The 26,054-nt window shown below is 71.4% G+C and carries 20 protein-coding genes, 1 tRNA gene, 1 other RNA gene and 1 pseudogene; 16 read left to right on the forward strand and 7 right to left on the reverse strand.

From position 1 onward, the window contains the following. Positions 1–266: 266 nt before the first annotated feature. Positions 267–719, forward strand: coding sequence for a helix-turn-helix domain-containing protein (locus LPW41_RS13815; RefSeq protein WP_144832925.1), 453 nt, complete (start codon positions 267–269; stop codon positions 717–719). Positions 720–773: 54 nt separating this feature from the next. On the opposite strand, the gene LPW41_RS13820 is transcribed toward LPW41_RS13815, so the two are convergent. After that, positions 774–1,115, reverse strand: a complete 342-nt coding sequence (locus tag LPW41_RS13820) for a hypothetical protein (RefSeq protein ID WP_144832927.1) — start codon at positions 1,113–1,115, stop codon at positions 774–776. Between the two features lie 304 nt (positions 1,116–1,419). On the opposite strand from LPW41_RS13820, the gene LPW41_RS17110 reads away from it, so the two are divergent. Further along, positions 1,420–2,355 (forward strand): AraC family transcriptional regulator, encoded by a 936-nt coding sequence (locus LPW41_RS17110; protein WP_222123922.1) that lies wholly within the window; start codon positions 1,420–1,422, stop codon positions 2,353–2,355. A 24-nt stretch (positions 2,356–2,379) separates the two neighbouring features. On the opposite strand, the gene LPW41_RS13830 is transcribed toward LPW41_RS17110, so the two are convergent. Beyond that, on the reverse strand, positions 2,380–3,873 hold the full coding sequence (locus LPW41_RS13830) for a SulP family inorganic anion transporter (RefSeq protein ID WP_230705141.1): 1,494 nt from the start codon (positions 3,871–3,873) through the stop codon (positions 2,380–2,382). Between the two features lie 118 nt (positions 3,874–3,991). Here LPW41_RS13830 and LPW41_RS13835 point away from each other — a divergent pair, with 118 nt between their 5' ends. Further along, positions 3,992–4,363: a MerR family transcriptional regulator gene (locus LPW41_RS13835; protein WP_144832931.1), complete on the forward strand. Its 372-nt coding sequence runs from the start codon at positions 3,992–3,994 to the stop codon at positions 4,361–4,363. Beyond that, positions 4,360–4,938 (forward strand): GNAT family N-acetyltransferase, encoded by a 579-nt coding sequence (locus LPW41_RS13840; RefSeq protein WP_230705142.1) that lies wholly within the window; start codon positions 4,360–4,362, stop codon positions 4,936–4,938. The genes LPW41_RS13835 and LPW41_RS13840 overlap by 4 nt, the downstream gene beginning before the upstream one ends. Before the next feature lie 113 nt (positions 4,939–5,051). On the opposite strand, the gene LPW41_RS13845 is transcribed toward LPW41_RS13840, so the two are convergent. Beyond that, complete coding sequence (locus LPW41_RS13845; protein WP_230705143.1) at positions 5,052–5,795, reverse strand: FadR/GntR family transcriptional regulator; 744 nt, start codon at positions 5,793–5,795, stop codon at positions 5,052–5,054. A gap of 78 nt (positions 5,796–5,873) precedes the next feature. Here LPW41_RS13845 and LPW41_RS13850 point away from each other — a divergent pair, with 78 nt between their 5' ends. From LPW41_RS13850 to LPW41_RS13865, 4 genes are all read left to right on the forward strand, one after another. Further along, positions 5,874–6,788, forward strand: coding sequence for a proline iminopeptidase-family hydrolase (locus LPW41_RS13850; protein ID WP_230705144.1), 915 nt, complete (start codon positions 5,874–5,876; stop codon positions 6,786–6,788). 34 nt (positions 6,789–6,822) lie between these two features. Next, entirely contained in the window at positions 6,823–8,247 is a 1,425-nt protein-coding gene (locus LPW41_RS13855; RefSeq protein WP_144832938.1) for an APC family permease, read from the forward strand. Next, positions 8,244–9,170: an acetamidase/formamidase family protein gene (locus tag LPW41_RS13860; protein WP_144832940.1), complete on the forward strand. Its 927-nt coding sequence runs from the start codon at positions 8,244–8,246 to the stop codon at positions 9,168–9,170. Before LPW41_RS13855 ends, LPW41_RS13860 begins: the two co-directional genes overlap by 4 nt. Positions 9,171–9,236: 66 nt before the next feature. Next, a tRNA-Ser gene (locus LPW41_RS13865) sits at positions 9,237–9,328 on the forward strand. Positions 9,329–9,369: 41 nt separating this feature from the next. Here the strand turns inward: LPW41_RS13865 and LPW41_RS13870 are convergent. Genes LPW41_RS13870 through LPW41_RS13880 form a run of 3 tightly spaced genes read right to left on the reverse strand, consistent with a single transcriptional unit; the run spans position 9,370 to position 13,956 of the window. Further along, positions 9,370–11,664, reverse strand: coding sequence for a DUF3488 and transglutaminase-like domain-containing protein (locus LPW41_RS13870; RefSeq protein WP_230705145.1), 2,295 nt, complete (start codon positions 11,662–11,664; stop codon positions 9,370–9,372). Continuing rightward, complete coding sequence (locus tag LPW41_RS13875; protein WP_154097409.1) at positions 11,654–12,904, reverse strand: DUF58 domain-containing protein; 1,251 nt, start codon at positions 12,902–12,904, stop codon at positions 11,654–11,656. Before LPW41_RS13875 ends, LPW41_RS13870 begins: the two co-directional genes overlap by 11 nt. 8 nt (positions 12,905–12,912) lie before the next feature. After that, complete coding sequence (locus LPW41_RS13880; protein WP_144832944.1) at positions 12,913–13,956, reverse strand: MoxR family ATPase; 1,044 nt, start codon at positions 13,954–13,956, stop codon at positions 12,913–12,915. 157 nt (positions 13,957–14,113) lie between these two features. Between LPW41_RS13880 and LPW41_RS13885 the strand changes: the two genes are divergently transcribed. Both LPW41_RS13885 and ffs read left to right on the forward strand, forming a co-directional pair. Then, positions 14,114–15,043, forward strand: a complete 930-nt coding sequence (locus LPW41_RS13885) for an ROK family protein (RefSeq protein ID WP_144832946.1) — start codon at positions 14,114–14,116, stop codon at positions 15,041–15,043. A gap of 108 nt (positions 15,044–15,151) precedes the next feature. After that, positions 15,152–15,248: signal recognition particle sRNA small type (gene ffs, locus LPW41_RS13890), an RNA gene on the forward strand. A gap of 38 nt (positions 15,249–15,286) precedes the next feature. Here the strand turns inward: ffs and LPW41_RS13895 are convergent. Continuing rightward, the gene (locus tag LPW41_RS13895; protein ID WP_144832948.1) at positions 15,287–15,955 is read right to left on the reverse strand and encodes an NUDIX domain-containing protein; all 669 of its coding nucleotides are present in this window, start codon (positions 15,953–15,955) and stop codon (positions 15,287–15,289) included. Between the two features lie 41 nt (positions 15,956–15,996). Between LPW41_RS13895 and LPW41_RS13900 the strand changes: the two genes are divergently transcribed. From LPW41_RS13900 to LPW41_RS13925, 6 genes and pseudogenes are all read left to right on the forward strand, one after another. Next, positions 15,997–16,758: a DeoR/GlpR family DNA-binding transcription regulator gene (locus LPW41_RS13900; RefSeq protein ID WP_144832950.1), complete on the forward strand. Its 762-nt coding sequence runs from the start codon at positions 15,997–15,999 to the stop codon at positions 16,756–16,758. A 58-nt stretch (positions 16,759–16,816) separates the two neighbouring features. Next, on the forward strand, positions 16,817–18,961 hold the full coding sequence (gene pta / locus LPW41_RS13905) for a phosphate acetyltransferase (RefSeq protein WP_144832952.1): 2,145 nt from the start codon (positions 16,817–16,819) through the stop codon (positions 18,959–18,961). Then, complete coding sequence (locus LPW41_RS13910; protein ID WP_230705146.1) at positions 18,958–20,208, forward strand: acetate/propionate family kinase; 1,251 nt, start codon at positions 18,958–18,960, stop codon at positions 20,206–20,208. The genes pta and LPW41_RS13910 overlap by 4 nt, the downstream gene beginning before the upstream one ends. Before the next feature lie 68 nt (positions 20,209–20,276). Beyond that, positions 20,277–21,011: an HAD family phosphatase gene (locus tag LPW41_RS13915; RefSeq protein ID WP_144832956.1), complete on the forward strand. Its 735-nt coding sequence runs from the start codon at positions 20,277–20,279 to the stop codon at positions 21,009–21,011. Between the two features lie 73 nt (positions 21,012–21,084). Beyond that, positions 21,085–23,622 (forward strand): glycoside hydrolase family 65 protein, encoded by a 2,538-nt coding sequence (locus LPW41_RS13920; RefSeq protein ID WP_230705147.1) that lies wholly within the window; start codon positions 21,085–21,087, stop codon positions 23,620–23,622. 209 nt (positions 23,623–23,831) lie between these two features. Next, positions 23,832–25,460, forward strand: a pseudogene (locus LPW41_RS13925) (DNA polymerase III subunit gamma and tau); the annotation flags it as partial. Between the last annotated feature and the right edge of the window lie 594 nt (positions 25,461–26,054).

The raw sequence follows: 26,054 nt of genomic DNA on the forward strand, positions 1-26,054 counted from the left end.
TCTCCTCGCTCCCGTCTCCCGACGGGGATGCCCGTCTCCCGACGGGGTCGTGACCTCAGTCCTAACCCCGCGATGCGCGGCGAGACGCGCCCTTGACAGCGGTGACACGGTGAGCATGCCGGCCGGGAACCGCGTACTCCGCCGCCGGGCCGACCCGCGGGGCGTTTGCGAAAGGGTGGCGTGTGCGTCGGCTCGGAGTGTCACGATGACGGCGCGCGGGCGCAAGCGGGCGGCGCTCTGGGTTGCAGTGAGTACGATCGTGCCTCGTGCAGACGTCTACCGGTGCTTCGACGCCCCCCTCGCCGGGGTCGGACCTGAGTCGCGCGCTGCTCGCTTACGGCGAGGCCCGCCGCACGGCGGCCGCGGAAGCGCGGCGCGTCCTCTCGCTCAACGAGCTCGACGCACGCGCCCTCATGTTCGTCGCCGAGAACCCGGGAGCGCGTCCCTCGCACGTGCGCGACCACCTGGGCATCACCTCCGCGGGCGTCACGACCCTCATCGACCGCCTCGTGCAGCGCGGCGCTGTGCGCCGCGACCTCGACGACGAGGATCGCCGCGTCAACCACATCACCGCGACCGTCGATCTCGACGCCGAGCCCTGGCGTCACCTGCGCGCGTTCGACGCGGGCATCGAGAAGGCCGTCGCCGATCTCGACCCCGCCCACGCCGCCATCGCGGCCAGCGTCATCGATCAGCTCATCGGGGCCACCGACAGCTGAGCATCGGCGACCGTTCGGATCGCCCGCGGATCACGTCGCCGACGAGGCGTCGGGTCAGGAGCGTGCGACGAACGCTTCGGAGCGCGCCTGCAGGAACGAGCACAGAGCGCTGAGCGTCGCGAGTTCGCCCGACAGCGCCATGACGCGTCCGGCGGGCAGCGGTGCGGCGTCTTCGCGCGGCTCGAAGGTGACGGCCCACTCGGTGGATCCCTGTTCGGGGCCGGGGGAGATGAAGAACGTCGTCGACACGCTGCGCAGCTGCGCGGCGATCAGACCCGTGTCGGAGCCGTCGTCGCCGTCTTGCGGGATCACCCGCAGGATCTCCGCGTGGTCGTACCCCATTGCGCGGAAGTCGTCGACCCAGGTCTGCAGGGTCGTCATGGTGCGGAACGGCATGCGGGTCCCTTCGGCGGGCGGGGCGCCGGGCGGCGTCACCCTCCCATTATGGCCTCGCGCGCGGCCCGTCTCCGCTGGCCGAGGACTACTCACGCGAATGCGCATTCTGTATTGAGCGCTTCATTTTATGGCTGATCAAGTCGAAATGCGCATGAATGCGCGCGGGAAAGATACGGTGGAAAGACGGATGGGGGGCATCCGCGAAATTCGCATTCGTCGTATCGACTGCGTGGGAGCGTTCCCGCATTCACCTGCGCTATCGCGCCGGTTATCGCCGTCGATCCCGGACGAATGAGGACACTTCGTGGAGCATACGAACATCGAGACGCGAGACGCCGAGACCGTCGAGCATCTGTGGCAGACGGTCGTCCCCGGTGCACGCATCTCGCGAGCCGAGGCGATTCAGCCGGCGCTCACCTGGCACGCGGCATCCGAGCCGGGGTTCGCGTTCTGCGACTACACGATCGGCTCCACCATGCTGGTCGAATCCGACCCGCTCGACCAGGTCGTCGTCGGCCGTATCGCCGGCCCGCGGGTCTCGGCCACTTATCGTCGCGAGCGCATCGACGCGGCCGTGCCGTTCATGGTGGTCGATCGTCCTCTCGAGATCGCCTTCACGGGGAGGATCGCCGGCACCGCCGTCTCGTTCTCGCGCACCGACTTCGACGAGGCCGCGCGCCGTCTCTCGGGTGACGACACCCTGCGCGTGCGCGCCACGGGCTACGCCCCGGTGAGCGAACAGCGCATGCGCTACTGGTCGCGCACGTGGGAGTACACGCGCGACGTGCTGCTGCGCTCGCCCGAGCGCACCCCACTCATCGAGCAGCAGGCGCGCACCCTCATGCTCGAGGCGTCGCTCCTGGCCTTCCCGACCACCTTCACCGACGCCCTCGCGGCGGGTCGACCCTCGCGACCGCTGCCCGCGCCCGTGCGCCGCGCCAAGGCGTACGTCGAAGCGCACGCCGCGGAGCCCGTGGTGCTCGCCGACATCGCCCAGGCGGCGCGCCTGTCGCCCCGCGGGCTGCAGTACGCCTTCCGCGCCGCGACGGGTCGCACGCCCATGCAGTACCTGCGCCGGGTGCGTCTCGACGCCGCGCGCGCCGAGCTGCGCAGCGCCGATCCGTCGGTCGACACCGTGGCCGCGATCGCGGCGCGCTGGGGTTTCTCGAACCTCGGCCGGTTCGCGGCGATGTACCGCGGCGAGTTCGGAGAGACGCCCTCCACGACGTTGCGCTCCTGACACGAAGCGGTCACCCGCGCCGGGTCAGTGGCCCGCGCCGAGCTCTCCGCTGAGGCGGTCGTGGAAGCGCGAGGCGTGGTCGTTCATGCCCACCAGCTCGACCGTGGTGCCCACGTGCGCGTACTTCGTGCGCACGGCGTCGAGGGCGGCGACCGTCGAGGCGTCCCACACGTGCGAGCGCGACAGGTCGATGACCACTCGCGAGGGGTCGTCGTGGTACGCGAACTTCGTGGTGAGGTCATTGCTCGAGGCGAAGAACAGCTCGCCCTCCACGGTGTAGCGGGCGACGTCGGCGCCGACTTCACGCGTGACGCGGGTGAGGCTCGCGACGCGGCGGGCGAAGAGCACGGCGGCGGCGATCACGCCGACACCGACGCCGATGGCGAGGTTGTGCGTCCACACCGTCACGGCGACGGTGAGCACCATGACGATGGTCTCGCTCACCGGCATCCGCCGCAGAGTCGCGGGGCGGATGCTGTGCCAGTCGAAGGTGGCGACCGAGACGACGATCATGACGGCCACGAGCACCGCCATCGGGATGATCGCGACGACATCGCCGAATGCCAGAACGAGGACCAGCAGGAAGACGCCCGCGAGGAAGGTCGAGATGCGCGTGCGGGCCCCCGACGCCTTGACGTTGATCATCGTCTGGCCGATCATCGCGCACCCGCCCATTCCGCCGAACAGGCCCGACAGCACGTTGGCGGCGCCCTGCCCGAGCGATTCGCGCGTCTTCGACGAGGGGGTGTCGGTGATGTCGTCGACCAGGGCCGCGGTCATGAGCGACTCGAGCAGTCCGACGATGGCCATGGCGATCGCGAACGGGAAGATGATCGCCAGCGTCTCGCCCGTCAGCGGGACGTTGGGCACGAGCAGCGCGGGAAGGCTCTCGGGAAGGGCGCCCTGGTCGCCGACGGTCGGCACCGAGATGCCGAACACGACGACGGCGCCGGTCAGCAGCACGATCGCCACGAGCGGGGCGGGCACGACCTTGGTCAGGCGCGGAAGCAGGTACATGATCGCAAGGCCCGCCGCGGCGATCGGATAGACCGCCCACGGCACGCCGATCAGCTGGGGCACCTGCGCCGTGAAGATGAGGATCGCGAGCGCGTTGACGAAGCCGACCATGACGCTGCGCGGGATGTAGCGCATGAGCTTGGCCACCCCGAGCAGGCCGAGGATCACCTGCAGGAGGCCGCCGAGGATCACCGTCGCGAGCAGGTAGTCGACACCGTGCTCGCGGGCGACGGGGGCGATGACGAGGGCGATCGCCCCGGTGGCGGCCGAGATCATCGCGGGGCGTCCGCCAAGGAACGAGATGGCGACCGCCATGACGAACGACGAGAACAGGCCCAGGCGCGGGTCGACGCCGGCGATGATCGAGAACGCGATCGCCTCGGGGATGAGGGCGATGGCGACGACGAGGCCGGCGAGCACCTCGCGGGTGAGCAGGCGGGGGGAGCGCAGGGCCTGCAGGACGGTGGGCTCGGTGCGCGGGCGCGCGAGGGCAGAGGTCATGGAGAGTCTCCAGGAGGTAGGGGAGGGGACCCGCGTCGGCGCGGGGAAGAATAGGGGGGTCGCGATCGCGACGAACTAGACTCTACCGTAACGAGAGGGTTGCGGGATCGGGGATGCGATGACCGAGGTGCGACCGATGCAGATCGGCGAGCTCGCCGAGCGGACGGGGCTGTCGATCCGCACGCTCCGTCACTACGACGAGATCGGTCTGCTGCGTCCCTCGGCCCGCACCGAGGGTGGCTTCCGTCTCTACACCGCCGACGACGAGTCGCGCCTGCTCCTCATTCGCCGCATGAAGCCGCTCGGCTACTCCCTCGAGCAGATGGGGGAGCTGCTCTCGGTGGTCGACGGCCTCGAGGCCGATCCTTCCGACGAGGCGCTGCGCGCGCGGCTCGCCGACATCCGCGACGAGGCGCACCAGCGGCGGGAGGACCTCCGCCGCAAGGTCGCCGCGGCCGACGAATTCATCGCTCAACTGGAGGCACGATGACCGCGCACGACATCGTCCTCGAGGGTCACGGCATCCGCCTGTCTCCCGCTCGAGCCGACGACGCGGCCGAGGCGTGGCCGCTGACCGACCCGGAGCTGTGGAGCCGCATGACCACGCCCTGGGCGGACTCGGTCGAGGCCTACGCCGCGCGCGTCGAGCAGCAGCGCGCGACGCCGGGGCTGTACGCCTTCACGGTGCGGGATGCCGAGACCGGTGAGGTCCGCGGCGCCACGACGTTCTACGAGTACGTGCCCGCGCAGGGGCGGGTCGAGATCGGGACGACCTGGTACGGCCGCGCGTTCCAGGGCGGTCGCACCAACCCCGCCGCGAAGATGCTGCTTCTCACCCACGCGTTCGAGGCGTGGGAGGTCAATCGCATGGCGCTCCGGTGCGACGCCCGCAACGAGCGCAGCGCGCGCGCCATCGAGCGTCTCGGGGCCACCCGCGAGGGGCGCCTGCGACAGCACCGCATCGCTCCCGACGGCAGCGTGGCCGACACGCTGTACTTCTCGATCCTGCGCGACGAGTGGCCCGCGGTGCGCGCCGGTCTCGAGGAGCGTCTGCGCGAGGCCTGATCGCGCCGAAACTGCATCTCGCCGACGAAACGGCCGCAGTCTGCAACGGGCGTGTCAGCGAGATGCAGTCTCGCGGTGATCGTGGCGTGAGGCGGACGCGTATGGGCGCGGGCTCAGCCGGCGGCGGCCTCGGCGGCGCGACGACGGGCGAACTCCCGCGCCTCGGTGAACAGCTCGAGGTCGATCTGCACGTGTCGGCGCGCGAGCTCGGCGGCCTCGTCGGGGGTGGCCTGCACGATCGCGTCGACGATCGCGTCGTGCTCGCGGGCGGCGCGCGTCTCCATGCGGCGATGGCTTCCGCGGTCGCCCCACGGGTGCGCCGGGGCCGACAGCGAGAGGTGTCGCTCGTGCTCGAGCAGGATGTCGCGCAGCGCGGTGTTGTGCGCGGCGTCGATGATGGCGAGGTGCAGCAGGCTGTCGGCGCGCTGCTTCGGGTCGCCCGACTCCGCCGCGTGGAAGTCGTCGAGGCGGCCCCGCATCGCGGCGATGTCGGCGTCGGTGCGCCGCTCGGCGGCCAGGCGCGCGAGCGAGGAGTGCAGCATCGAGCTCGCCGTGCACGCGTCGACGAGGTCGCTCCATCGCTCCTCGAACCACCGGTCGACGCCGACCACGATCGAGGCGGGCCAGTCTTCGGCGACGAACGTGCCGCCGCTCCGTCCGCGACGCCGTTCGATCAGGCCGCGTGTCGACAGGTCGTCGAGGGCAGCGCGCACCGTGGTGCGTCCGACGCCCAGGAGGGGAGAGAGGTCGCGCTCGGCGGGAAGACGGGTGCCCGGGAGGAACTCGCCCACCGCCACGGCGGTGATCAATCGATCGGTTACGCGCTCCACCAGGGAGGCGTCGTCGGTGTCGGCCATGGGCTCCCGTCGTTTCTCCCATGTTAATTCCGCAGAAAAGGTTTGCCAACGCACCTTTAACGGGTCCACCATGACTGCATGCACCGCTCCACGCACCGCTCCACGCAACGCGAGATCACCGTTCCCTTCCGCGACGGCTTCACCTGGGCCCGCCTCACCGAACCGACCGAGCCCACCGGCGCCGCGCCGCTGTTCGTGCTCCACGGGGGCCCCGGGATGGCGCACAACTACGTCTCGAACCTCGACGCCCTCGCGGAGCTGACCGGTCGCACCGTCGTGCACTACGACCAGATCGGGTGCGGCAAGAGCTCCCACCACCCCGACGCTTCGGCCTCCCAGTGGGTGCCGCAGCTGTTCGTCGACGAGTTCCACAACCTGCGCGAAGCGCTCGGCTTCGACGAGTACCACGTGCTCGGTCAGTCGTGGGGCGGCATGCTCGGCGCCGAGATCGCCGTGCGTCAGCCCGCGGGGCTGCGAAGCCTGGAGATCTGCAACTCCCCGGCATCCATGGCCCTCTGGCTCGCGGGAGCGGCGCGACTGCGCGCCGAACTCCCCGAAGACGCCCGCGACGCCCTCGACCGGCACGAGGCCGCCGGCACCCTCGACGACCCCGAGTACGCCGAGGCCACCCGCGTGTTCTACGAGCGCCATGTGTGCCGCGTCACGCCGATGCCGCAGGACTTCGTCGACAGCGAGCAGCAGATGCTCGCCGACCCCACGGTCTACTTCACGATGAACGGGCCGAACGAGTTCCACGTCGTCGGCACGGGTCGTGACTGGACGATCATCGACCGCCTGCCCCAGGTCGCCGTGCCCACGCTGGTGGTCGCCGGCGAGTTCGACGAGGCCACCCCCGAGACGTGGGAGCCCTTCGTCGCGCACATCCCCGGCGCCCGCTCGCACGTGTTCGCCGGGGCGAGCCACTGCACCCACCTCGAGATGCCCGACGCCTTCCGCACGGTCATCGCCGACTTCCTCGCGCCCCTTCCCTGACACCCGCCCCACCCCACCCGAACCAGGAGACCCGATGTCGCACCCCGCCCCCGAGGCCCAGCAGTCGCTGGAGTCGTTCGGCTACAAGCAGGAGCTCAAGCGCTCCATGTCCACCTTCGACCTCGTGGTCTACGGTCTCGTCTTCATGGTGCCCATCGCGCCGTGGGCGATCTTCGGCGTGGTGTTCAACGCCGCGAGCGGCATGGTGCCGCTGGTCTACCTCACCGGCGTGATCGCGATGATCTTCACCGCCCTCGCCTACGCGCAGATGTCGAAGGCGTTCCCGATCGCCGGCTCCGTCTTCTCGTACGTCGGTCGCGGTCTGCACCCCACGGTGGGCTTCTTCGCGGGCTGGGCGATCCTGCTCGACTACCTGCTCGTGCCGACGCTGCTGTACGTGTTCGCGGCCTCGTCGATGGCGGGCATCTTCCCCGACGTCCCGCAGTGGATCTGGGCCGTCTCGTTCGTCATCATCAACACCGTCATCAACGTGCTCGGCATCGGCTCGATCAAGATCGCGAACCGGGTCATGCTCGCGATCCAGCTCGCCTTCGTGGTGATCTTCGTCGTGATCGCGATGGTCGCCCTGTCGTCCGGCACGATCCCCGGCGCGGAGTTCACCATGGCTCCGCTGTGGGATGCCGAGAAGGTCAACCCCGCGCTCATCGCCACCGCCCTCTCGATCGCGGTGCTGAGCTTCCTCGGCTTCGACGGCATCTCCACGATGGCCGAGGAGTCCACGGGTGACCGGAAGTCCGGCGGTCGCGCCATGATCATCGCCCTGCTCGTGGTCGCGGTGCTCTTCATCGCGCAGACCTGGTTCGCCAGCGCCCTCGCCAACGGCACGATCGCCTTCGGCGACGACGAGGTCAACAACGCCTTCTTCCTGCTCGTGGCCAAGGCCGCCGGCAGCGGGTGGGCGACCGCCTTCCTCGCGGTCAACGTCATCGCGGTCGGCATCGCCAACGCGGTCGCGGCCCAGGCGGCGACCTCGCGCCTGCTCTATTCGATGAGCCGCGACCGGCGCCTTCCCGCCTTCCTGTCGAAGGTCACCTCGCGCCAGGTGCCGATGGCGGCGATCCTGCTGGTGAGCGCGATCTCGCTCGTGCTGGTGCTGTTCTTCGTCGGCCAGATCGCCGTCATCTCGTCGCTGGTGAACTTCGGCGCCCTGCTCGGCTTCATGCTGCTGCACGTGTCGGTCGCGGCGTACTACCTCGGCAAGAAGAAGTCGAAGAACTACCTGCTCCACCTCGTGGTGCCGCTGGTCGGCTTCCTGATCATCGGATACGTGCTGCTCAACGCCGATATGACCGCCAAGATCGGCGGCATCCTGTGGCTGGTCGTCGGCGCGATCGTCTACGTGATCTTCGCCCGCAAGAGCGGCGGGGCCACCGGACCCCTGCCCGAGCACGCCACGGCGACCGCCGGCGAGGGCGGCGGAGAGGTGGCGTCCCGATGACCTTCGAGCACCGGCTCGGTAAGGAGCACGGTCGCCCGGGGTACGACGCCTCGGTGCCCCCGGTGCTGCGCATCCGCCCCGGCACCGGCGAGAGGATCGCGTTCGAGACCGACGACGCGGTGTACGCCGAGCTGCACGACCACGGCGATCTCGCTGCCCTCCAGGCGCCGATCAACCCGGTGACGGGTCCGGTGTACGTCGAGGGGGCGAAGCCGGGCGACGCCCTGGCGGTGCACGTGCACGAGATCCGCCTGGGAGACTACGGCTGGTCGCAGAGCCTCCCCGGCGCCGGAGCGCTGCAGCACCGCATGCCCGACCACGTCGTCAGCCGGCGCATCCCGATCGACGCGGAGGGAGTTCACCTCACCGAGCGGCACGTGGTGCCCGCGCGTCCGATGATCGGGTGCATCGGCACGGCGCCGGCGACGGGGCAGAACTCCACCGTCATGCCCACGACCGCGCTCGGCGGCAACATGGACCTCACCGACGTCGCCCCGGGCGCCACGGTGTACCTGCCCGTCGAGGTCGAGGGGGCGCTGCTGTCGATCGGCGACATCCACGCCGTGATGGCCCGCGGCGAGTCGTCGTTCGTCGCGATCGAGGCGGCGGGCGTGGCCGTGGTCTCGATCGATCTGATCCCGGATGCCGCTCTGCGCGCGCCCCGCGTCGAGACCGACGAGGAGTGGATCTTCGTCGGCCTGGGCGACCCCGTGCAGGAGAGCGTCCGGCGCGGCTACGAAGACGTCTTCGACCACCTCGTCGACGAGCGCGGCTGGGACCGGATGGACGCGTACGCGGTCATGAGCGCCCTCGTGCACAGCGAGCTGGGCGGACCGACGGGGTCGGAAGCGCCCGATCCGCTGCATCCGTTCCGCGCCGTGGGGGCGGTGACGCTGCACCGCCTGCCCAAGAGCGTGCTCTGACCGGGGGGTGGCCCGGACGCGGTGGCGGTTCGAGCGGGGCCGGAGCGCCGTGTAAGATCGTCCCTTGGAAGTGTGTCCGAGCGGCCTAAGGAGCATGGCTGGAATCCATGTAGGCGGGGTAACTCGCCTCGCAGGTTCAAATCCTGTCACTTCCGCCACACGAAGAGCGTCACCCCTCGGGGGGGGCGCTTTTCGCTCGTCAGACGGGGGTGGTCTCGCGCTCCGGGGCCTCGGCCCCCGGTCGCACGAGGAGGGAGCGCGGCGCGATCCGTGCCACGAGGCGTCGCGTGCGGGAGGCGCCCGACGCCAACTGCGTGCGGATGCGCTCGACCGCGTCGGCGAGCGCGGGTCCCGCCGCGGCATCCGGCTCCGTTCCGGCGTAGCTGACCTCTTCGAGCGCTGCGCGGAGCAGATCGACGTCGTCGGCGTCCACGCCGTGCTCGTCGACGAGTTGGGTGGCGTAGGCGCGCGGCGACACGCTCGCGGGGGAGGGGATGCCGAGATCGACGGCGTCTTCGCGCATCGCCGTCCACGCGGCCACCGGGTCTCCCGCCCGTGCGGCGGCGAGTCGACGGCGCCGGACGACGGTGCGCACGACCGACGGTGCGGCAGCCAGCAGCAGCAGTGCGAGTGCGATCACGACGGAGGGGATCCACGCCGTGCCGGTGCGGGCGGCCACGCCCGCGCCTCCGGCCTCCACCGCCCCGGTGTCTCCGCGATCCGCCGACGACGCCGCCGGCGACGGAGCCGTCGAGGGAACGGCCGCGTCTTCTTCGGGGGTCGTGGGGGCGGCTCCCCCTGTCGTGGAGCTGGAGGCGAAGTTCGTGGGCACGCCGAGGCTGTTGGTCGGCTCGAAGGGCACCCAGCCGATGCCCTGGAAGTACACCTCGGGCCACGCGTGCAGCTGGCTGGAGGTGACCGTGTACTCGATGCCCCCCTGCTGCGGGATGCTCGAGGCCGTGCCGGGCAGGTACCCGATCACGATGCGCGAGGGCATGCCCAGCGAGCGCGCCATGACCGCGAACGCCGAGGCGTAGTGCACGCAGTAGCCTGCGCGCACCTGCAGGAAGTCGGCGACGGCATCCATCCCCGCCCCGTCGAAGCCCGCCTCGACGGGCGCATCGAGGGAGTAGCGGAACGCGCTGCTGCGGAACCACGTCTGCAGGTCGATCAGCGCGTCGTACGACGTGCTCGCGCCGGCCGTCACCTGTCGAGCCGTGTCGCCGATGATGGCGGGGACGTCGGGGGGCAGCGAGGTGAGCGCCGGGTCGAGGTCGGGGCTGCCGACCTGACGGGCGCGGATCTGCTCGAGGGTCGGCCGGGGCACGTTCGCCTGCACCTCGTACACCTGGTCGCGCGTCGAGCCGGCGCGGGTGACGACGGTGCGGTTCTGCGGCATGCCCAGCCAGTCGCCCGACAGTCCCGTGACGGTCGAGGCGGGGTAGGGCACGGGCAGCCACGGGCTGTCGAGCTGATCGACGGTGACGGTGGTCGACCAATCGGCCAGGGCGATGTCCTGGTCGACGCCCACGCGGTCGAACACGGGCCCGTCGGAGGGCACGGGCACCGTATCGGAGCTGTCGGGTTCCCACACGGCGCCGTCGAAGCGCGAGAGCGTGACGGCACGCAGGTACGGGGCGGTCGGCCCGGTCGTGCGCACGGTCAGCACGTCGACCTCGCGCGGCTGGCGCAGGTCGTTGCCGAGTTCGAGGTTGGGGTTGATGGTCGTCCCGATACCGCCGGTCCCGCCGGTCGCGAAACGCAGGCCCGGCTGGGGCAGTAGCGGGGTGGCGACCACGGCGACGATCACGGCGACGGCGGCCACGCCGAGCGCGGTCGACGAGGCGCCCAGGCGACGCGGGGCCGGGTCGCGGTCGGACACCGCGATCGCCCGAGCGCGTGTGTCGACGCGCAAGAGGAACAGCAGAGAGGCCGCCAGCAGCACGAAGGCGACGATGTCGACGTCGGAGGGGATCGCGATGGTCGGGATCAACGAGACCGCGACGAGACCGACGCCGGCGAGCAACGGCATCCGGGCCGTGAGCACGACGTGATCCAGCACCAGGGCGAGTCCGCCGATCGCTCCCACGAGCAGGAACGCCAGGCCGACGGCCGGTTCGACGGGGGCGACACCGAGGCGGATCTCCTCCGACGCCCCCGAGAGCAGACCCGGGACGCTCGCGAAGGTGGCGGGGGTGGGGATGAGCCCGAGGAGCGCCGTGGTGCGACCGAAGATCGCCGTCAGCAGCACGACCCACACACCGAGCTCGATGGCGCTGGCGAGGATCGCGGGCAGGCGGGCGATGCGCACCAGCAGGCCCGCGCCCAGCACCCCGGCCGTCACGACGACGGCGCCCGCGACCCACGGGCCCGGCGCGATGACCGAGAACACCGGCAGCATCGCCGAGACGATGGCCGCGAACAGCCCCAGGGTGAGCATCGTCGCATCGCGACGTCGACGCGGGGTGCGCAGCACCGTGAGGTCAGCCGACACGGGAGTACCCCTGTTCCATGGCGTCGTCCCACGCTGCGGCGACCTCGCCGCCCGACCGCACGAGGGACGCACGCCATCCGCCGGCGCGCAGGCCGTCGAGGTCGGTGTCGAAACCCTCGTCCGCGACGACGATCAGCACCGGCATGGCCGAGTGTCGCGCCACGGTGCCCAGCGAAGCACGATCGTCGGCCCCCAGTCGTCCGGTGACCACCACGACCGGGCCCAGCAGCGCGCCGGCCGAGGCGGGCACGATGCGGTGCGAGGGGTCGTCGGGGCGCGCACGCAGGCTCGCGAAACCGGCCGCGGTCCGGCGGGCGTCGACGTCGTCACCGCCCTCGACGGGATCCGTGAGCAGGGCCCCGTCGCTGTCGACGACGTCGACGGTGTAGCCCTCGTGCACGAGACGTGCGATGACCGACACGCACGCGCTGACTGCCGTCTCGAACGCCGCATCGGCGCCCGGCGCGTGCGCGGCGAGCGGCGACCAGCGCGACAGCGCGCGGTCGAGCACGACCGTCGCGGCCGGAGACGACTCCTGCTCCTCCTGACGCACCATGAGGGTGTCGCGGTGGGCCGTCGCCCGCCAGTGGATGCGCCGCATCGAATCGCCCGGGGCGTAGGGCCGGGCGACGAGGTTGTCGGCGCCCTGGCCCAACTGCATCGTCGTCGTCTGGCGCGACCCGCCGGCCTCGCCCGACGCGGTGGGCAGGGGAGCGAGGTCGACCACGGCCGGACCCACGGTCACGGGGGTGGGGCGCCCGAGGGCGAGCCGCCGCCGGACCAGGCCGAAGGGATCGGTCGTGGTGACCTCGAACGGACCGAGGGAATGGATGCCGCGCGACGTGCCGACGACCTCGTAACGCACCTCGATCGCTCCGCCCGCGCCCGCGAGCGTCGATGAGAGGCCGGGAGAAGCGCCCTCCGCCCGACCCGAGAGACCCGACGGCAGCGCGTCACGCCAGCGTCCGGGGCCCGTCGGCAGCGCGCTGTGCAGACCCGCGCGCACGAGCACGCTCGCGCGGGCGCCGACCTCGGGCACCTCCGGGGTGATCGTGCGCGTCACCGAGCCCGCGCCCCGCGTGAGCAGCAGGGCGATGCCGGAGGCCGCGAGAAGCGCCGCCAGCAGCGAGGCGAAGTACAACAGTTCCGGGATGCCGGCGCGCTGGGCGATCACGAACGAGGCCACGGCCAGCAGCACCGCGCCGGTGCCGCGGACGGTGAACGGCCACCAGCGCCGCACGGCCGGCCTCACGGTCGCGGCGCGAGCGGCACGCGGACGCTCGTGGCGATCCGATCGAGCGCGTCGGCGACCACGGCGGCCCCGGCGCGACCGCCGGCCGCCGACCGGTTGGCGATCAGACGGTGGGCGAACACCGGCGACAGCAGCGCCGTGATGTCGTCGGGGATGACGTAGGCGCGACCGTCGAGGGCCGCGCGCACCTTCGCCGCGCGCACGAGCTGCAGGGTCGCGCGGGGGCTCGCCCCCAGGCGGATGTCGGGATGGCTGCGGGTCGCCTGCGCGAGGGCGACGACGTAGTCCTCGAGCGCGGGCGCCACGTGCACGCCGCGCGCCCAGGCGATCATCGCCGTCACCTGACGCGCGGTCACCACGGGAGTCAGTCCGTCGAGCGGGTTCACGCTGTCGCGCTGGCGCAGCATGAGCGCCTCGGCCGCGGCATCCGGATACCCCATCGAGATGCGCAGCAGGAAGCGATCGCGCTGCGCCTCGGGCAGCGCGTAGGTGCCCTCCATCTCGAGGGGGTTCTGCGTCGCGACGACGAGGAACGGCGAGGGGAGCACGTGGGTCCGACCGTCGACGGTGACCTGGCGCTCCTCCATCGCCTCCAGCAGCGACGACTGCGTCTTGGGGGAGGAGCGGTTGATCTCGTCGGCGATCACGATGTTGGCGAACACGGCACCGGGGGTGAACTCGAACTGCCGCTGCACCGGGTTGAACACCGACACGCCCGTGATGTCACCGGGAAGGAGGTCGGGAGTGAACTGGATGCGCCGCACGTCGGCGTCGACCGTGGCGGCCAGGGCCCGCGCGAGCATGGTCTTGCCGACGCCGGGAACGTCTTCGATCAGCAGGTGTCCCTCGGCGAGCAACGCGATCAGGGCGCTGCGCACGGCATCGGGCTTGCCGTCGATCACGCGGGAGACGGATGCCACGATGTCGCCGGTCAGCTGGGCGAATGACGCGGCGTCCAGGCCGATGTCGACGCCCGGGCGCGGGCTCGTGTCGGTGCGGCGTGTCCGCGTGGTCGCCTCGGGCGTGACCGTCTCGTCCATGGCATCCCTTGTGTCGTGGAGGGCGGCGGCGCATCCTCGCCGCCGTGACCTGATCGTAACCCGCGTCATGGTGCGGCGGGTCGGAAAGAGCCGGGTGCACAGGGGGCGCACGGCTGCACCCCTAGGATCGGGGGCGTCGATCCGCCCGAGGAGCCCCATGCCCGACACCGCGACCACCCTCCCGTTCACTCACGTGCTCGCCGTCGACATCGGCGGGACCAAGGTCGACGCGGCCCTCGTGTCCGTCGAGGGAGAGGTCGAGCGTGCGAGCGTGGCCCGGCGCCCGACGGGGCGCGAGGCCGACCGTGCGCAGATCGCCCGCTACGTCCGCGAGGCCGCCGTCGCCGCGCTCGCCGCGGTGCCCGGTGCCCGCGTGGGAGCGATCGGGGTGGGCAGTGCCGGTCCCGTCGACCTCCCGTCGCGGTCGGTGTCGCCGCTGAACCTTCCCCTGGCCGCGGGCCTGCAGATCGACGAGGTGCTCGACGGACTCGTCGACGGTCCGATCCACCTGGCCCTGGACGGCACCTGCATCGCCCTCGCCGAGCACTGGCGCGGAGCCCTGGTCGGCTGCGACGACGCGATGGCCATCGTGGTGTCGACGGGCGTGGGCGGCGGCTTCGTCCTGGCCGGCGAGCCGGTGCGGGGCGCCAGCGGCAATGCCGGACACCTCGGCCAGATCTTCGTGCGCACCATCGACGACGGCGAGGTCGTCGCCTCGACCCTTGAAGCCGTCGCGGCCGGACCCGGCACTGTCGCGTGGGCACGCGCCCAGGGGTGGGAGGGCCTGACGGGGCTCGATCTCGCCGCCTCGCACGCGGCGGGTGACGACATCGCCGTCCGCGCGGTGCGCCGCTCGGCCACCGCCGTCGGGCAGGCGATCGCGGCCGCGGCCACGCTGTGCGACCTCGAGGCCGTGGCCATCGCCGGCGGGTTCTCGCAGGTCGCGCCCGACTACATCGATCAGGTGCGCGCGGCGGCCCAGGCCGCCTCTCTGCACGCCTACGCGCGCCGCTGCCGCATCGTGGGGTCGGGACTCGACGGCGACGGACCGCTGCTGGGCGCGGCCGCGCTGGCGCTGCAGGCGTGAGGCGCCGCGTGCCGTCGTCGCGGGGCCGGTTTCGGCGGTGAATCCCGGCGACGGATGCGCGCGGCTGGATCGCGGCGGGGAGACGCCGATGAGTCGGGTAGGCTAGTCGACGGCTCTCCGCGTGGCGGTATCCCGGCCAACTCCCCCAGGACGGAAACGTAGCAAGGGTAACCAGGCTCTACCGGGTGCGCGGAGGGTCTTTTCTTTTCCCCGATGCCCGACTCTGTGGCTCGACACCGCGCCTTAATGCCGGGCGAAGGGCCCGTCGAGCACCGCCCACTGCAGCAGCATGATGGTCTTGGCATCATGGATCGATCCGTCCCGGATCATCTGCATCGCCAGATCGATGTCGTATTCGAGGATCTCGATCTCCTCGTCCTCCTCGGCCAGGCCCCCGCGATCGCCCTCGCGGTCGGCGCCGTCGTAGGCCGCGGCGAAGAAGTGCAGGCGCTCGGTGACCGATCCCGGGCTCATGTAGACGTCGAACACGTGCTGTATTTCATCGACGCGCACCCGCGTCTCCTCCTCGGCCTCGCGACGGATCGCGGTGACCGGGTCGTCGTCGTCGAGCAGGCCCGCGGCGGTCTCGATGAGCATGCCGTCGGGGTGGTCGTTGACGTAGACGGGGTAGCGGAACTGCCGGGTGAGCAGCACGGTCCGCCGGTCGGGGTCGTAAAGCAGGATCGTCGCACCGTTGCCGCGGTCGTAGGTCTCGCGTGTGAGGGTCGTCCACTCGCCGTCGTCGCCGCGGTAGCGGAACGTCGTCGCCCGCAGCACGTGCCAGCCGGCCGCGAGGAGGTCGACGTCGGTGACCTCCACCCGCGGGTTGCGGTCGAGGTCGCGGCCGGTGAGGTGCAGGCCGGTGCGGCCGCGGTGATCGGCGACGGTGGTGCCGGGGCGAGGGTCGGTCATGACTCGGAACAATAGTGCAGAAACGTGCAACACTGTGGACCATGCTCGCTGCCGCCCGGAAAGACGCCCTGCTCGACCGGCTCCGGCGCGACGGCCGTCTCGTCGTGAAGGACATCGCCGTCGAGCTGGGTCTCTCTGAAGACAGCATCCGCCGGGACCTCCGAGAATTGGATGCCGCGGGCCTCGCCGTCCGCGTCTACGGCGGGGCGCTCCCGGCCTCGCCCGCCGTCGCCGACTACGCCGCTCGTCGCGAGGTCGCGCGGGGGAGTAAAGAGCGCGTGGCCGCCGCCGCGGTCGCCCTCATCGAGCCCGACTCCACCGTGCTGCTCGACGGCGGGACGACGACCCTGGCGATGGTCGATCTGCTGCCGCGCTCGTTCGGCGGCACGATCATCACCCACTCGCCGACGATCGCCGCCGCGCTCCTCGACCACGACGCCGAGGTCATCATCCTCGGCGGGCGCCTCTACAAGCACTCCGCCGTGGCCTGCGGGGCCGCGGCGATGGAAGCGGCGCAGAACGTCAGCGCCGACCTCTTCTTCCTAGGCGTGACGGGGGTTCACCCCGAAACGGGGCTGTCGACGGGGGATGCCGAGGAGGCGGCCATGAAGCGCGCTCTCGCGGCCCGCGCGGCCGAGACGTTCGTCCTCGCGAGCGAGGAGAAGCTCGGTGCGGCTTCGCGCTTCGGCATCCTGCCGCTCGACGGGGTCGCGGGGATCATCGCCGACCTCGACCCCGACACGGCGCTCGCCGCGGATCTCCGGAGGGTCGGCGCCCGGCTCGTGCCGGTGGACCCCTCCTGATCACTCGACACCGAAGCAACCCCGCGGCGGTGTCGGAGGCCCGCAATAGGCTGGCTCCGTGACGCAGAGCATCTACATCACGTCGGCCGAAGGTCATTCGGGCAAATCCTCGGTGGCTCTGGGCGTCCTCGACGCCCTCAGCCGCGTCACGCCGCGCGCGGGGGTGTTCCGTCCCATCGCGCGATCGACGGCCGAGCGCGACTACGTGCTCGAGATGCTGCTCGATCACGACAGCGTCGACCTCGCCTACGACGACTGCGTGGGCGTGACCTACGACGACGTGCGCGACGACGCCGACGCCGCTCTGGCCCGCATCGTCGAGCGGTACAAGGCCGTCGAGGCCCAGTGCGACGCGGTCGTCATCATCGGCAGCGACTACACCGACGTCGGCAGCCCCGCCGAGCTGGCCTACAACGCCCGCATCGCGGCCAACCTGGGCGCCCCCGTGCTCCTCGTGCTCGGCGGTCGTGCGCAGCAGGGTCACAGCGAGACGCTGGGCATGTCGGTCGCACGCACCCCGCACGAGGTCGGACAGATCGCCTCGCTCGCCGTCTCCGAACTGCAGCACGAGCGGGCGGCGCTGTTCGCCGTGATCGCCAACCGCGCCGATCCCGATCACCTCGACGAGATCACGGCATCCGTGCGTCAGGTCGTCGACGCGCTGCCCGTCGGCACCGCGGCCGAACGCCGCAGCGTGCCCGTCTGGGCTCTTCCCGAAGACCGCTTCCTCATCGCCCCCTCGGTGCGCGGCGTGCTGCGCTCCGTCGAGGGTGAGCTCATCAAGGGCGACCCGGCGCTGCTGACCCGCGAGGTGCTCGACGTGGTCGTCGCGGGAATGTCGATGGTCAACGTCCTGCCACGGCTCAAAGAGTCCGCGGTCGTCGTCATCCCCGCCGATCGCAGCGAGGTGCTCATCGCCGCCCTGCTGGCCAACGCCTCGGGCACCTTCCCCTCTCTCGCCGGCATCGTGCTCAACGGCGGGTTCGAGCTGCCCGATGCGATCGTGCGCCTCATCGACGGCCTCGGCTCGCCCCTGCCGATCATCGCGACCGACCTCGGCACCTACGACACCGCGGTGCGCATCATGAACACGCGTGGTCGCCTGGCCGCCGACTCGCAGCACCGCTACGACACCGCCCTCGCCCTGTTCGAGCGCCACGTCGACACCGAACTCCTCACGCGCGAACTGGGCGTCGCCCGCCCGAGCGTGGTCACCCCGCTCATGTTCGAGTACGGCCTGGTCGACCGCGCCCGCAGCGACAAGCGCCGCATCGTGCTGCCCGAGGGCAACGACGACCGCGTGCTGCGGGCGGCGGCCACCGTGCTCTCGCGAGGCATCGCCGACCTCACGATCCTCGGCGAGCCGATCGAGGTGCGTGGGCGCGCGATCGAGCTCGGCATCGACATCCGCGACGCCGAGGTGCTCAGCCCCTTCGACGCCGTGCACGTCGACAAGTTCGCGACCGAGTACGCCCGGCTCCGCGCGCACAAGGGCGTCACCTTCGCGCAGGCCGCCGACACCGTGACCGACGTGTCGTACTTCGGCACGCTCATGGTGCACCTCGGCCTCGCCGACGGAATGGTCTCCGGCGCCGCTCACACCACGGCGCACACGATCCGCCCCGCGTTTGAGATCATCAAGACCGCCCCCGGCGTCTCGGTCGTCTCGAGCGTCTTCCTCATGGCCCTCGCCGACCGCGTGCTCGTCTACGGCGACTGCGCCGTCATCCCCGACCCCACGAGCGAGCAGCTCGCCGACATCGCCGTGTCGTCGGCCGCCACCGCCGAGCAGTTCGGCATCGCGCCGCGCGTGGCCATGCTGTCGTACTCGACGGGCGAGTCCGGCACGGGCGCCGACGTCGAGAAGGTGCGCACCGCGACCGCCCTCGTGCGCGAGCGCGCGCCCGAGTTGCTCGTCGAGGGACCCATCCAGTACGACGCCGCGGCCGACGCGGCCGTCGCCCGGGCCAAGATGCCCGACTCCGAGGTCGCCGGTCGCGCGACGGTGTTCGTCTTCCCCGACCTCAACACGGGCAACAACACCTACAAGGCCGTGCAGCGCTCGGCCGGGGCCGTCGCGATCGGCCCCGTGCTGCAGGGTCTGAACAAGCCCATCAACGACCTCTCGCGCGGCGCCCTCGTCGACGACATCGTCAACACCATCGCGATCACCGCGATCCAGGCCCAGGGGGGCACCCAATGAGCGTCGTCCTCGTCGTCAACAGCGGTTCGTCGTCGTTCAAGTACCAGTTACTCGACATGGCGCACGAGCGGGTGCTGGCATCCGGTCTCGTCGAACGCATCGGCGACCCTTCGACAGGCTCAGGGACCGGGGGAACGGCGACCCACACCATCACCGCCGCGGCCCTCTCCGCTCCCGACGCTCCGGCGCCCACGGTGACGGATGCCACCTACACGATCGAGCGCGAGATCCCCGACCACACCGCGGGCTTCGCCGTCATGCTCGACGCCTTCGCCGCGCACGGGCCCTCGCTCGACGAGCGCGCCCCGGTCGCGGTCGGTCACCGTGTCGTGCACGGCGGTGCGCGCTTCTTCGCGCCCACGGTCGTGACGCCGCTCGTCGAGATCAACATCGACGAGCTGTCGGTCCTGGCGCCTCTCCACAATCCCGCGAACCTCGCGGGGATCGTCGCGGCGAAGAAGGCGTTCCCCGACGTTCCGCACGTGGCCGTGTTCGACACGGCCTTCCACCAGTCGCTCGCTCCCGAGGCGTACACGTACGCGATCGACCGCGAGGTCGCCGAGGCCCACCGCATCCGTCGCTACGGGTTCCACGGCACGAGCCACAAATTCGTCAGCGAGGCAGCCGCCGCCTTCGTGGGTCGCCCGCTCACCGAGTTGAAGCAGATCGTGTTCCACCTCGGCAACGGCGCCTCGGTCGCCGCGATCGAGGGCGGGCGTTCGGTCGACACCTCGATGGGCCTCACGCCTCTCGAGGGGCTCGTCATGGGCACGCGCTCGGGAGACCTCGACCCCGCGGTGCTGCTGCAGCTCGCGCGCCGCGCCGAGATGTCGACCGCCGATCTCGACACGCTTCTCAACAAGCGCTCGGGCCTGCTCGGCATCGCGGGAGTGTCCGACATGCGCGACATCCAGCAGCGACGCGAGGCGGGAGACCCGGCGGCGCGCCTGGCCTTCGACGTCTACATCCATCGCCTGCGCGCGTACGCGGGCGCCTACCTCGCGCAGCTGAACGGGGTCGACGTCATCTCGTTCACCGCGGGGGTGGGCGAGAACGCCGCCGCCGTGCGCGCCGAGGCCATGGCGACTCTCGGGTTCGCCGGGGTCGAGATCGACGCCGAGCGCAATGCGACGCGCGGACGCGGCATCCGGCGCATCTCCACCGACGCCTCGCGCGTCGAGGTGCTCGTCGTGCCCACCGACGAAGAGCTCGAGATCGCGCGGCAGACCCTGTCGGTCACCCGCTGAGACACCTCGTCCCGCTACGCTGACCCCGCCCTGCTGGGGCGATCGTCTTCTTCGACCCGGAGTTCCCCATGACCCCCACCGCCGATCTGCCCGACCTGACGACGTTCGACGGGGTGCTGTTCGATCTCGACGGCGTGCTGACCCCCACCGCCGAGGTGCACATGCGGGCGTGGAAGACGATGTTCGACGAGCTGTTCGCCGCGTGGAAGATCGAGCCGGCCTACACCGACCGCGACTACTTCGAGTACGTCGACGGCAAGAAGCGCTACGACGGCGTGGCGAGTCTGCTGCGCAGCCGCGACGTCGAGGTGCCGTGGGGCGATCCCTCCGACGACCCCTCCGAAGACACCGTGTGCGGAGTCGGCAACCGCAAGAACGTGGTCTTCTCAGAGATCCTCCGCCGCGAGGGCATCGCGCCGTACCCGGGGTCGGTGGCCCTTCTCGACGTGCTCCAGAAGGCCGGGGTCCCCATCGCTGTCGTGTCGAGCTCGAAGAACGCCGTCGAGGTGCTCGACGCCGCCGGCATCCGCGATCGCTTCCCCGTCGTCATGGACGGCGTCGTCGCCGAGCGCGACCACCTGTCGTCGAAGCCCGCACCCGACGTGTTCGCCGAGGCGGCGCGCATGCTGGGCGTCGACCCGGCCCGATCCGTCGCCGTCGAAGACGCACTGAGCGGCGTGAAGTCGGCCGTCGCGGCCGGATACGCGGTCGTCGTCGGCGTCGATCGCGGCGTCGGGGCCGACGACCTCGCCTCCGCCGGGGCCACCGTGGTCGTCGACGACCTCGCGGCCTTCGTAGACTGAGCCGTCGCCTGCACGCGACCCACCCGACTCACCGCGGGCGCGCGGGATGCCCCCTCGCCCTGGAAGGCACGTGATGATCGATCGCGATCGTTTCCCCATCGACGAATGGCGTCTCGTAGAAACCGAGTTCTCGCTCGACGACGTGGGGGTCACCGAGACCCTCTTCGCGGTCGGCAACGGCTACCTCGGACTGCGCGGCAACTCCATCGAGGGGCGGTTCGCGCTCGAACAGGGCACGTTCATCAACGGGTTCCACGAGACGTTCCCGATCCGTCACGCCGAGCAGGCCTACGGTTTCGCCGAGGTCGGTCAGACGATCATCAACGCTCCGGATGCCAAGGTCATGCGCGTCTACGTCGACGACGAGCCGCTGTCGCTCGACGTCGCCGACGTGCGGGAGTACGAGCGCGTGCTCGACATGCGTCAGGGGATCCTGCGCCGCAACCTCCTGTGGGTCACGCCCTCGGGCAAGCGCGTGCGCATCGAGGACGAGCGCTTCGTGTCGTTCGACGAGAAGCACCTCGCGGTGCTGCGCCTGACCGTCACCGTGCTCGATGCCGACGCCCCCGTCACCGTGAGCAGCCAGCTGCTGAACCGTCAGGACGGCGAGGGCATCTACGGCGGTTCGCCCATGGCATCGAAGCAGTCCGGTTTCGACCCGCGCAAGACCGAGAAGCTCAGCGACCGCGTGCTGCAGCCGCGCGAGTACTGGCAGGACGGCGACCGCTCGGCCCTCAGCTACGAGGTCAGCGAGTCGGCCATGACGCTCGCCGTCATCGCCGACCACCTCGTCGAGACCGAGAACGAGTACACCTCGCGCCAGCTCATCGAGCCCGACATCGCCAAGAACGTCTATCGGGTGCACGCCCGGGCCGGCGTCCCCACCACGATCACCAAGCTCGTGAGCTACCACACCTCGCGTGGCGTTCCCACGGGTGAGCTGCTCGACCGCTGCCGCCGCACGCTCGATCGCGCGGTCGAGACGGGCGTCGACCGGCTCGTCGAGGAGCAGATCGCCTGGTACGCCGACTTCTGGGATCGCTCCGACGTGCGCATCGGCGGTCACGGCGACCTGCAGCAGGCCACGCGCTGGTGCCTCTTCCAGCTCGCGCAGGCGGCCGCCCGCGCCGACGGGCAGGGCGTGCCGGCCAAGGGCGTCACGGGCTCCGGCTACAGCGGGCACTACTTCTGGGACACCGAGGTCTACGTGCTGCCGTTCCTGGCGTACACGTCGCCGCTGTGGGCCCGCAACGCGCTGCGCATGCGCTACCTCATGCTTCCCGCGGGCCGCAAACGCGCGCACCAGCTGAATGAGGCCGGGGCGTTGTTCCCGTGGCGCACCATCAACGGCGAAGAGGCCTCGGCCTACTACGCCGCGGGCACCGCGCAGTACCACATCAACGCCGACGTGGCCTACGCGCTGGCGAAGTACGTGCGGGCGACCGGCGACGAGGAGTTCCTCGCCCGTGAGGGCGTCGACATCGCCGTCGACACGGCCCGCCTGTGGGCGACGCTGGGGTTCTGGCGCTCGAGCGACGGCTCCGACGACGGGGAGCGCGACTCCTTCCACATCCACGGCGTCACCGGGCCCGACGAGTACACCACCGTCGTCAACGACAACCTGTTCACCAACGTCATGGCGCGGTTCAACCTGCGCTTCGCCGCGCGCACGGTCCGCGATCTCGCCGACCGTGATCCCGACGCGTACGCGCACATGGCCGATCGCATGAACCTCGACCCGTCGGAGCCCGAGCGGTGGGACAAGGCCGCCGAGGCCATGCACATCCCGTTCAGCGAGGCCCTCGGCATCCACCCCCAAGACGCCGTGTTCCTCGAGCGCGAGATCTGGGACCTCGAGAACACCCCGCCCGATCAGCGTCCGCTGCTGCTGCACTTCCACCCGCTGGTGATCTACCGGTACCAGGTGCTCAAGCAGGCCGACGTGGTGCTCGCGCTGTTCCTGCAGGGCAATCACTTCACGGATGCCGAGAAGCTCGCCGACTTCGAGTACTACGACCCGCTGACCACGGGCGACTCGACGCTGTCGGCGGTCGTGCAGTCGATCCTCGCGGCGGAGGTCGGCTACCAGGACCTCGCCTTGGAGTACTTCCGTCAGGCCGCGTTCGTCGACCTCGGCGACCTGCATCACAACGCCTCTGACGGCGTGCACGTGGCCTCGGCCGGTGGGGTGTGGACGGCCCTCGTCAGCGGTTTCGGCGGCATGCGCGACCACTTCGGTCTGCTGACCTTCGACCCGCGTCTGCCCGCCGACTGGCCCGAGCTGTCGTACGTGCTGCACTGGCACGGCACGCGCCTCGACATCACCCTCACCGCGTCGGCGCTGACCCTTCGCGCAGGGGGAGAGGGCGGCCCCGTCACCTTCGCCGTGCGCGGGGTGGACTACACCGTCGCGCCAGGTGAGACGGTGCGCGTGGCCCTGCACGGACAGGGGCCGGTGCGGCCCGGTCGTCCCTCGATCCGCCAGCTCGAGGGCTCCGTGCGCGAGGACGGCACGCTGCTGTCGGCGTCGGTGCCGATCGTCACCGCGACCATCCCGGTCGTCGGCGACGACGAGGCACCCATCGCGGTCGGACTCGACGGCGGTTTCTGAGCTCTTCGAACGCGGCGGCACCCTGCGGGGGTCGCCGCGTTCGGCGTTCGCGGGCGCCTTCTCCGCCCGCGGGAGGAGGATCGGGGAGGGGAGGACGCCAGGGGGCGATCGCGTCCTCCGTCGCCGGAATCTCCGCCGTTCCCCGCGGTCCGAGGGTCGATCGTCGGGGGCGCGGAGGCGATGTCGGAGGTACGCCGTAGGCTGGTGGAGTGACGACAGCCCTGTACCGCCGATACCGCCCCGAGGCGTTCGGCGAGATGATCGGGCAGTCGCAGGTGACCGAGCCGCTCATGACCGCCCTGCGCAGCGACCGCGTGGGTCACGCGTATTTGTTCTCGGGTCCGCGCGGCTGCGGAAAGACCACCTCGGCCCGCATTCTGGCGCGCTGCCTCAACTGCGCGGCGGGTCCCACCGACACCCCCTGCGGCACGTGCGACAGCTGCGTCGAGCTGGGGCGCGGCGGCGGCGGGTCGCTCGACGTGGTCGAGATCGACGCGGCGAGCCACAACGGTGTCGACGACGCCCGCGACCTGCGCGAGCGCGCGATCTTCGCCCCCGCGCGCGACCGCTTCAAGATCTTCATCCTCGATGAGGCGCACATGGTGACGCAGCAGGGCTTCAACGCCCTGCTCAAGCTGGTCGAAGAGCCTCCGGCCCACGTGAAGTTCATCTTCGCCACCACCGAGCCCGAGAAGGTGCTCGGCACCATCCGCTCGCGCACGCACCACTACCCGTTCCGGCTGGTTCCGCCCGCCGCGATGCTCGAGTACGTCCAAGAGCTCTGCGAGACCGAGGGCGTGAGCGTCGAAGCCGGCGTGCTGCCCCTCGTCGTTCGCGCCGGTGGCGGGTCGCCCCGCGACACCCTCTCGCTGCTCGACCAGCTCATCGCCGGCAGCGACCCGTCGACAGGCTCGGCGACCGAACCCGCGGGCCACGTGCTCGTGCGCTACGAGCGCGCGGTCTCGCTGTTGGGCTACACGCACTCCGAGCTGCTCGACGAGGTCGTCGACGCCTTCGCCGCGAACGACGGCGGAGGAGCCTTCGCCGCCGTCGACCGTGTCGTGCAGACCGGCCAAGATCCCCGCCGTTTCGTCGACGACCTGCTCGAGCGCCTGCGCGACCTGATCATCGTGGCGGCCACGGGTGCGGGCGCCTCCGCGGTCCTGCGCGGTGTCCCCGACGACGAGCTGGAGCGCATGTCGCGGCAGGCCACCGCCTTCGGAACCACCCGTCTGTCCCGCACGGCCGACCTCGTGGTGGCCGCGCTCGACGAGATGACCGGCGCCACCTCGCCCCGTCTTCAGCTCGAGTTGCTGGTGGCGCGCGTGCTCACGCACGCGGGTGTCGCTCAGGGCGGATCGCCCGCCACGGCGCACGACATCGAAGCAGGGCGCGGTCATGCCGCAGCCCCCGCGCAGGTCGCCCCCGCGACGGGGCGTCCCGCGTCACCCGCGGCCGACATCGCCGCCCCGTCGACCCAGTCGGCGGTGTCGTCCGCTCCCGCGGCGGCCCCGCGCATCGCGTCGCCCGGTACCTCATCGGGCGGCGCCTCGTCGCCGGCCGTGGCCTCCCCGAAGATCGCTTCACCGGCGGTGGCCTCACCGACCGTGGCCTCGCCGGCCGTCGCTTCCCCCGGCATCGCCTCTCCTGGGGTCGCCGCCCCCCGCATCGCGTCGCCGGGCGGGGCAGCCCCCGCGGTGGCGTCTCCGGGCGTCGCCGCCCCGCGGATCGCGGCTCCCGGTCGCCCCGAGCCGACGCCGGCGGATGCCGAGAGGCCCGCGCCCGCGCCCGCGACGAACCGCGTCGCCGCCCCCGCGACGGCCGGCAGCGCCCCCTCCGACGATGACGCCCCGCCGCCCTTCACCGACGACGACGCTCCGCCGCCGTTCGACGACGGCGACGCTTCCGTGTTCGACGAACCCGCACCGACCCGCGCGGCCTCGCCCGCGACGGCCGTCGAACCGGCTCTCGCCATGCCCGACGACGACGAGGCGCACCCCTTCGACAGAGCGCCCTCGGCGGCATCCGTCTCGACGTCGGGAGGCACTTCAGCAACAGATTCCGTCGCGGAGGCCGAGCCGGACGCGAAGCCCGAACCGGTCGCGAAGCCCGAGTCCCCGACGAAAGCCGCGCCGGCGTCGGAGCCCGAGTCGGCGTCCACGGCCCCGCCCGCTGAGGCGACCGGCACAGCCGAGCCCTCGGAACGCGTCGAGCCCGCTGCGGCGGCTGAGCCGACGGCGACCCCCGCGCCCGACGCGACCCCCGCGCCCGACGCGACCCCCGCGCCCGACGCGACCCCCGCGCCCGACGCGGCAGCCCAGAACGACGCGGCAGCCGAGAACGCCGCTGCGGCGGAGCCCGCCGACGCGGCTCCCGCGCCCGGCGAAGCTCCCGCATCCGACGAGGCCTTCCCGCTCGAGCCGTCCGCCCCG

It is taken from the genome of Microbacterium sp. JC 701, assembly GCF_021026215.1.
GTDB classification, from domain to species: Bacteria; Actinomycetota; Actinomycetes; order Actinomycetales; family Microbacteriaceae; genus Microbacterium; species Microbacterium algihabitans.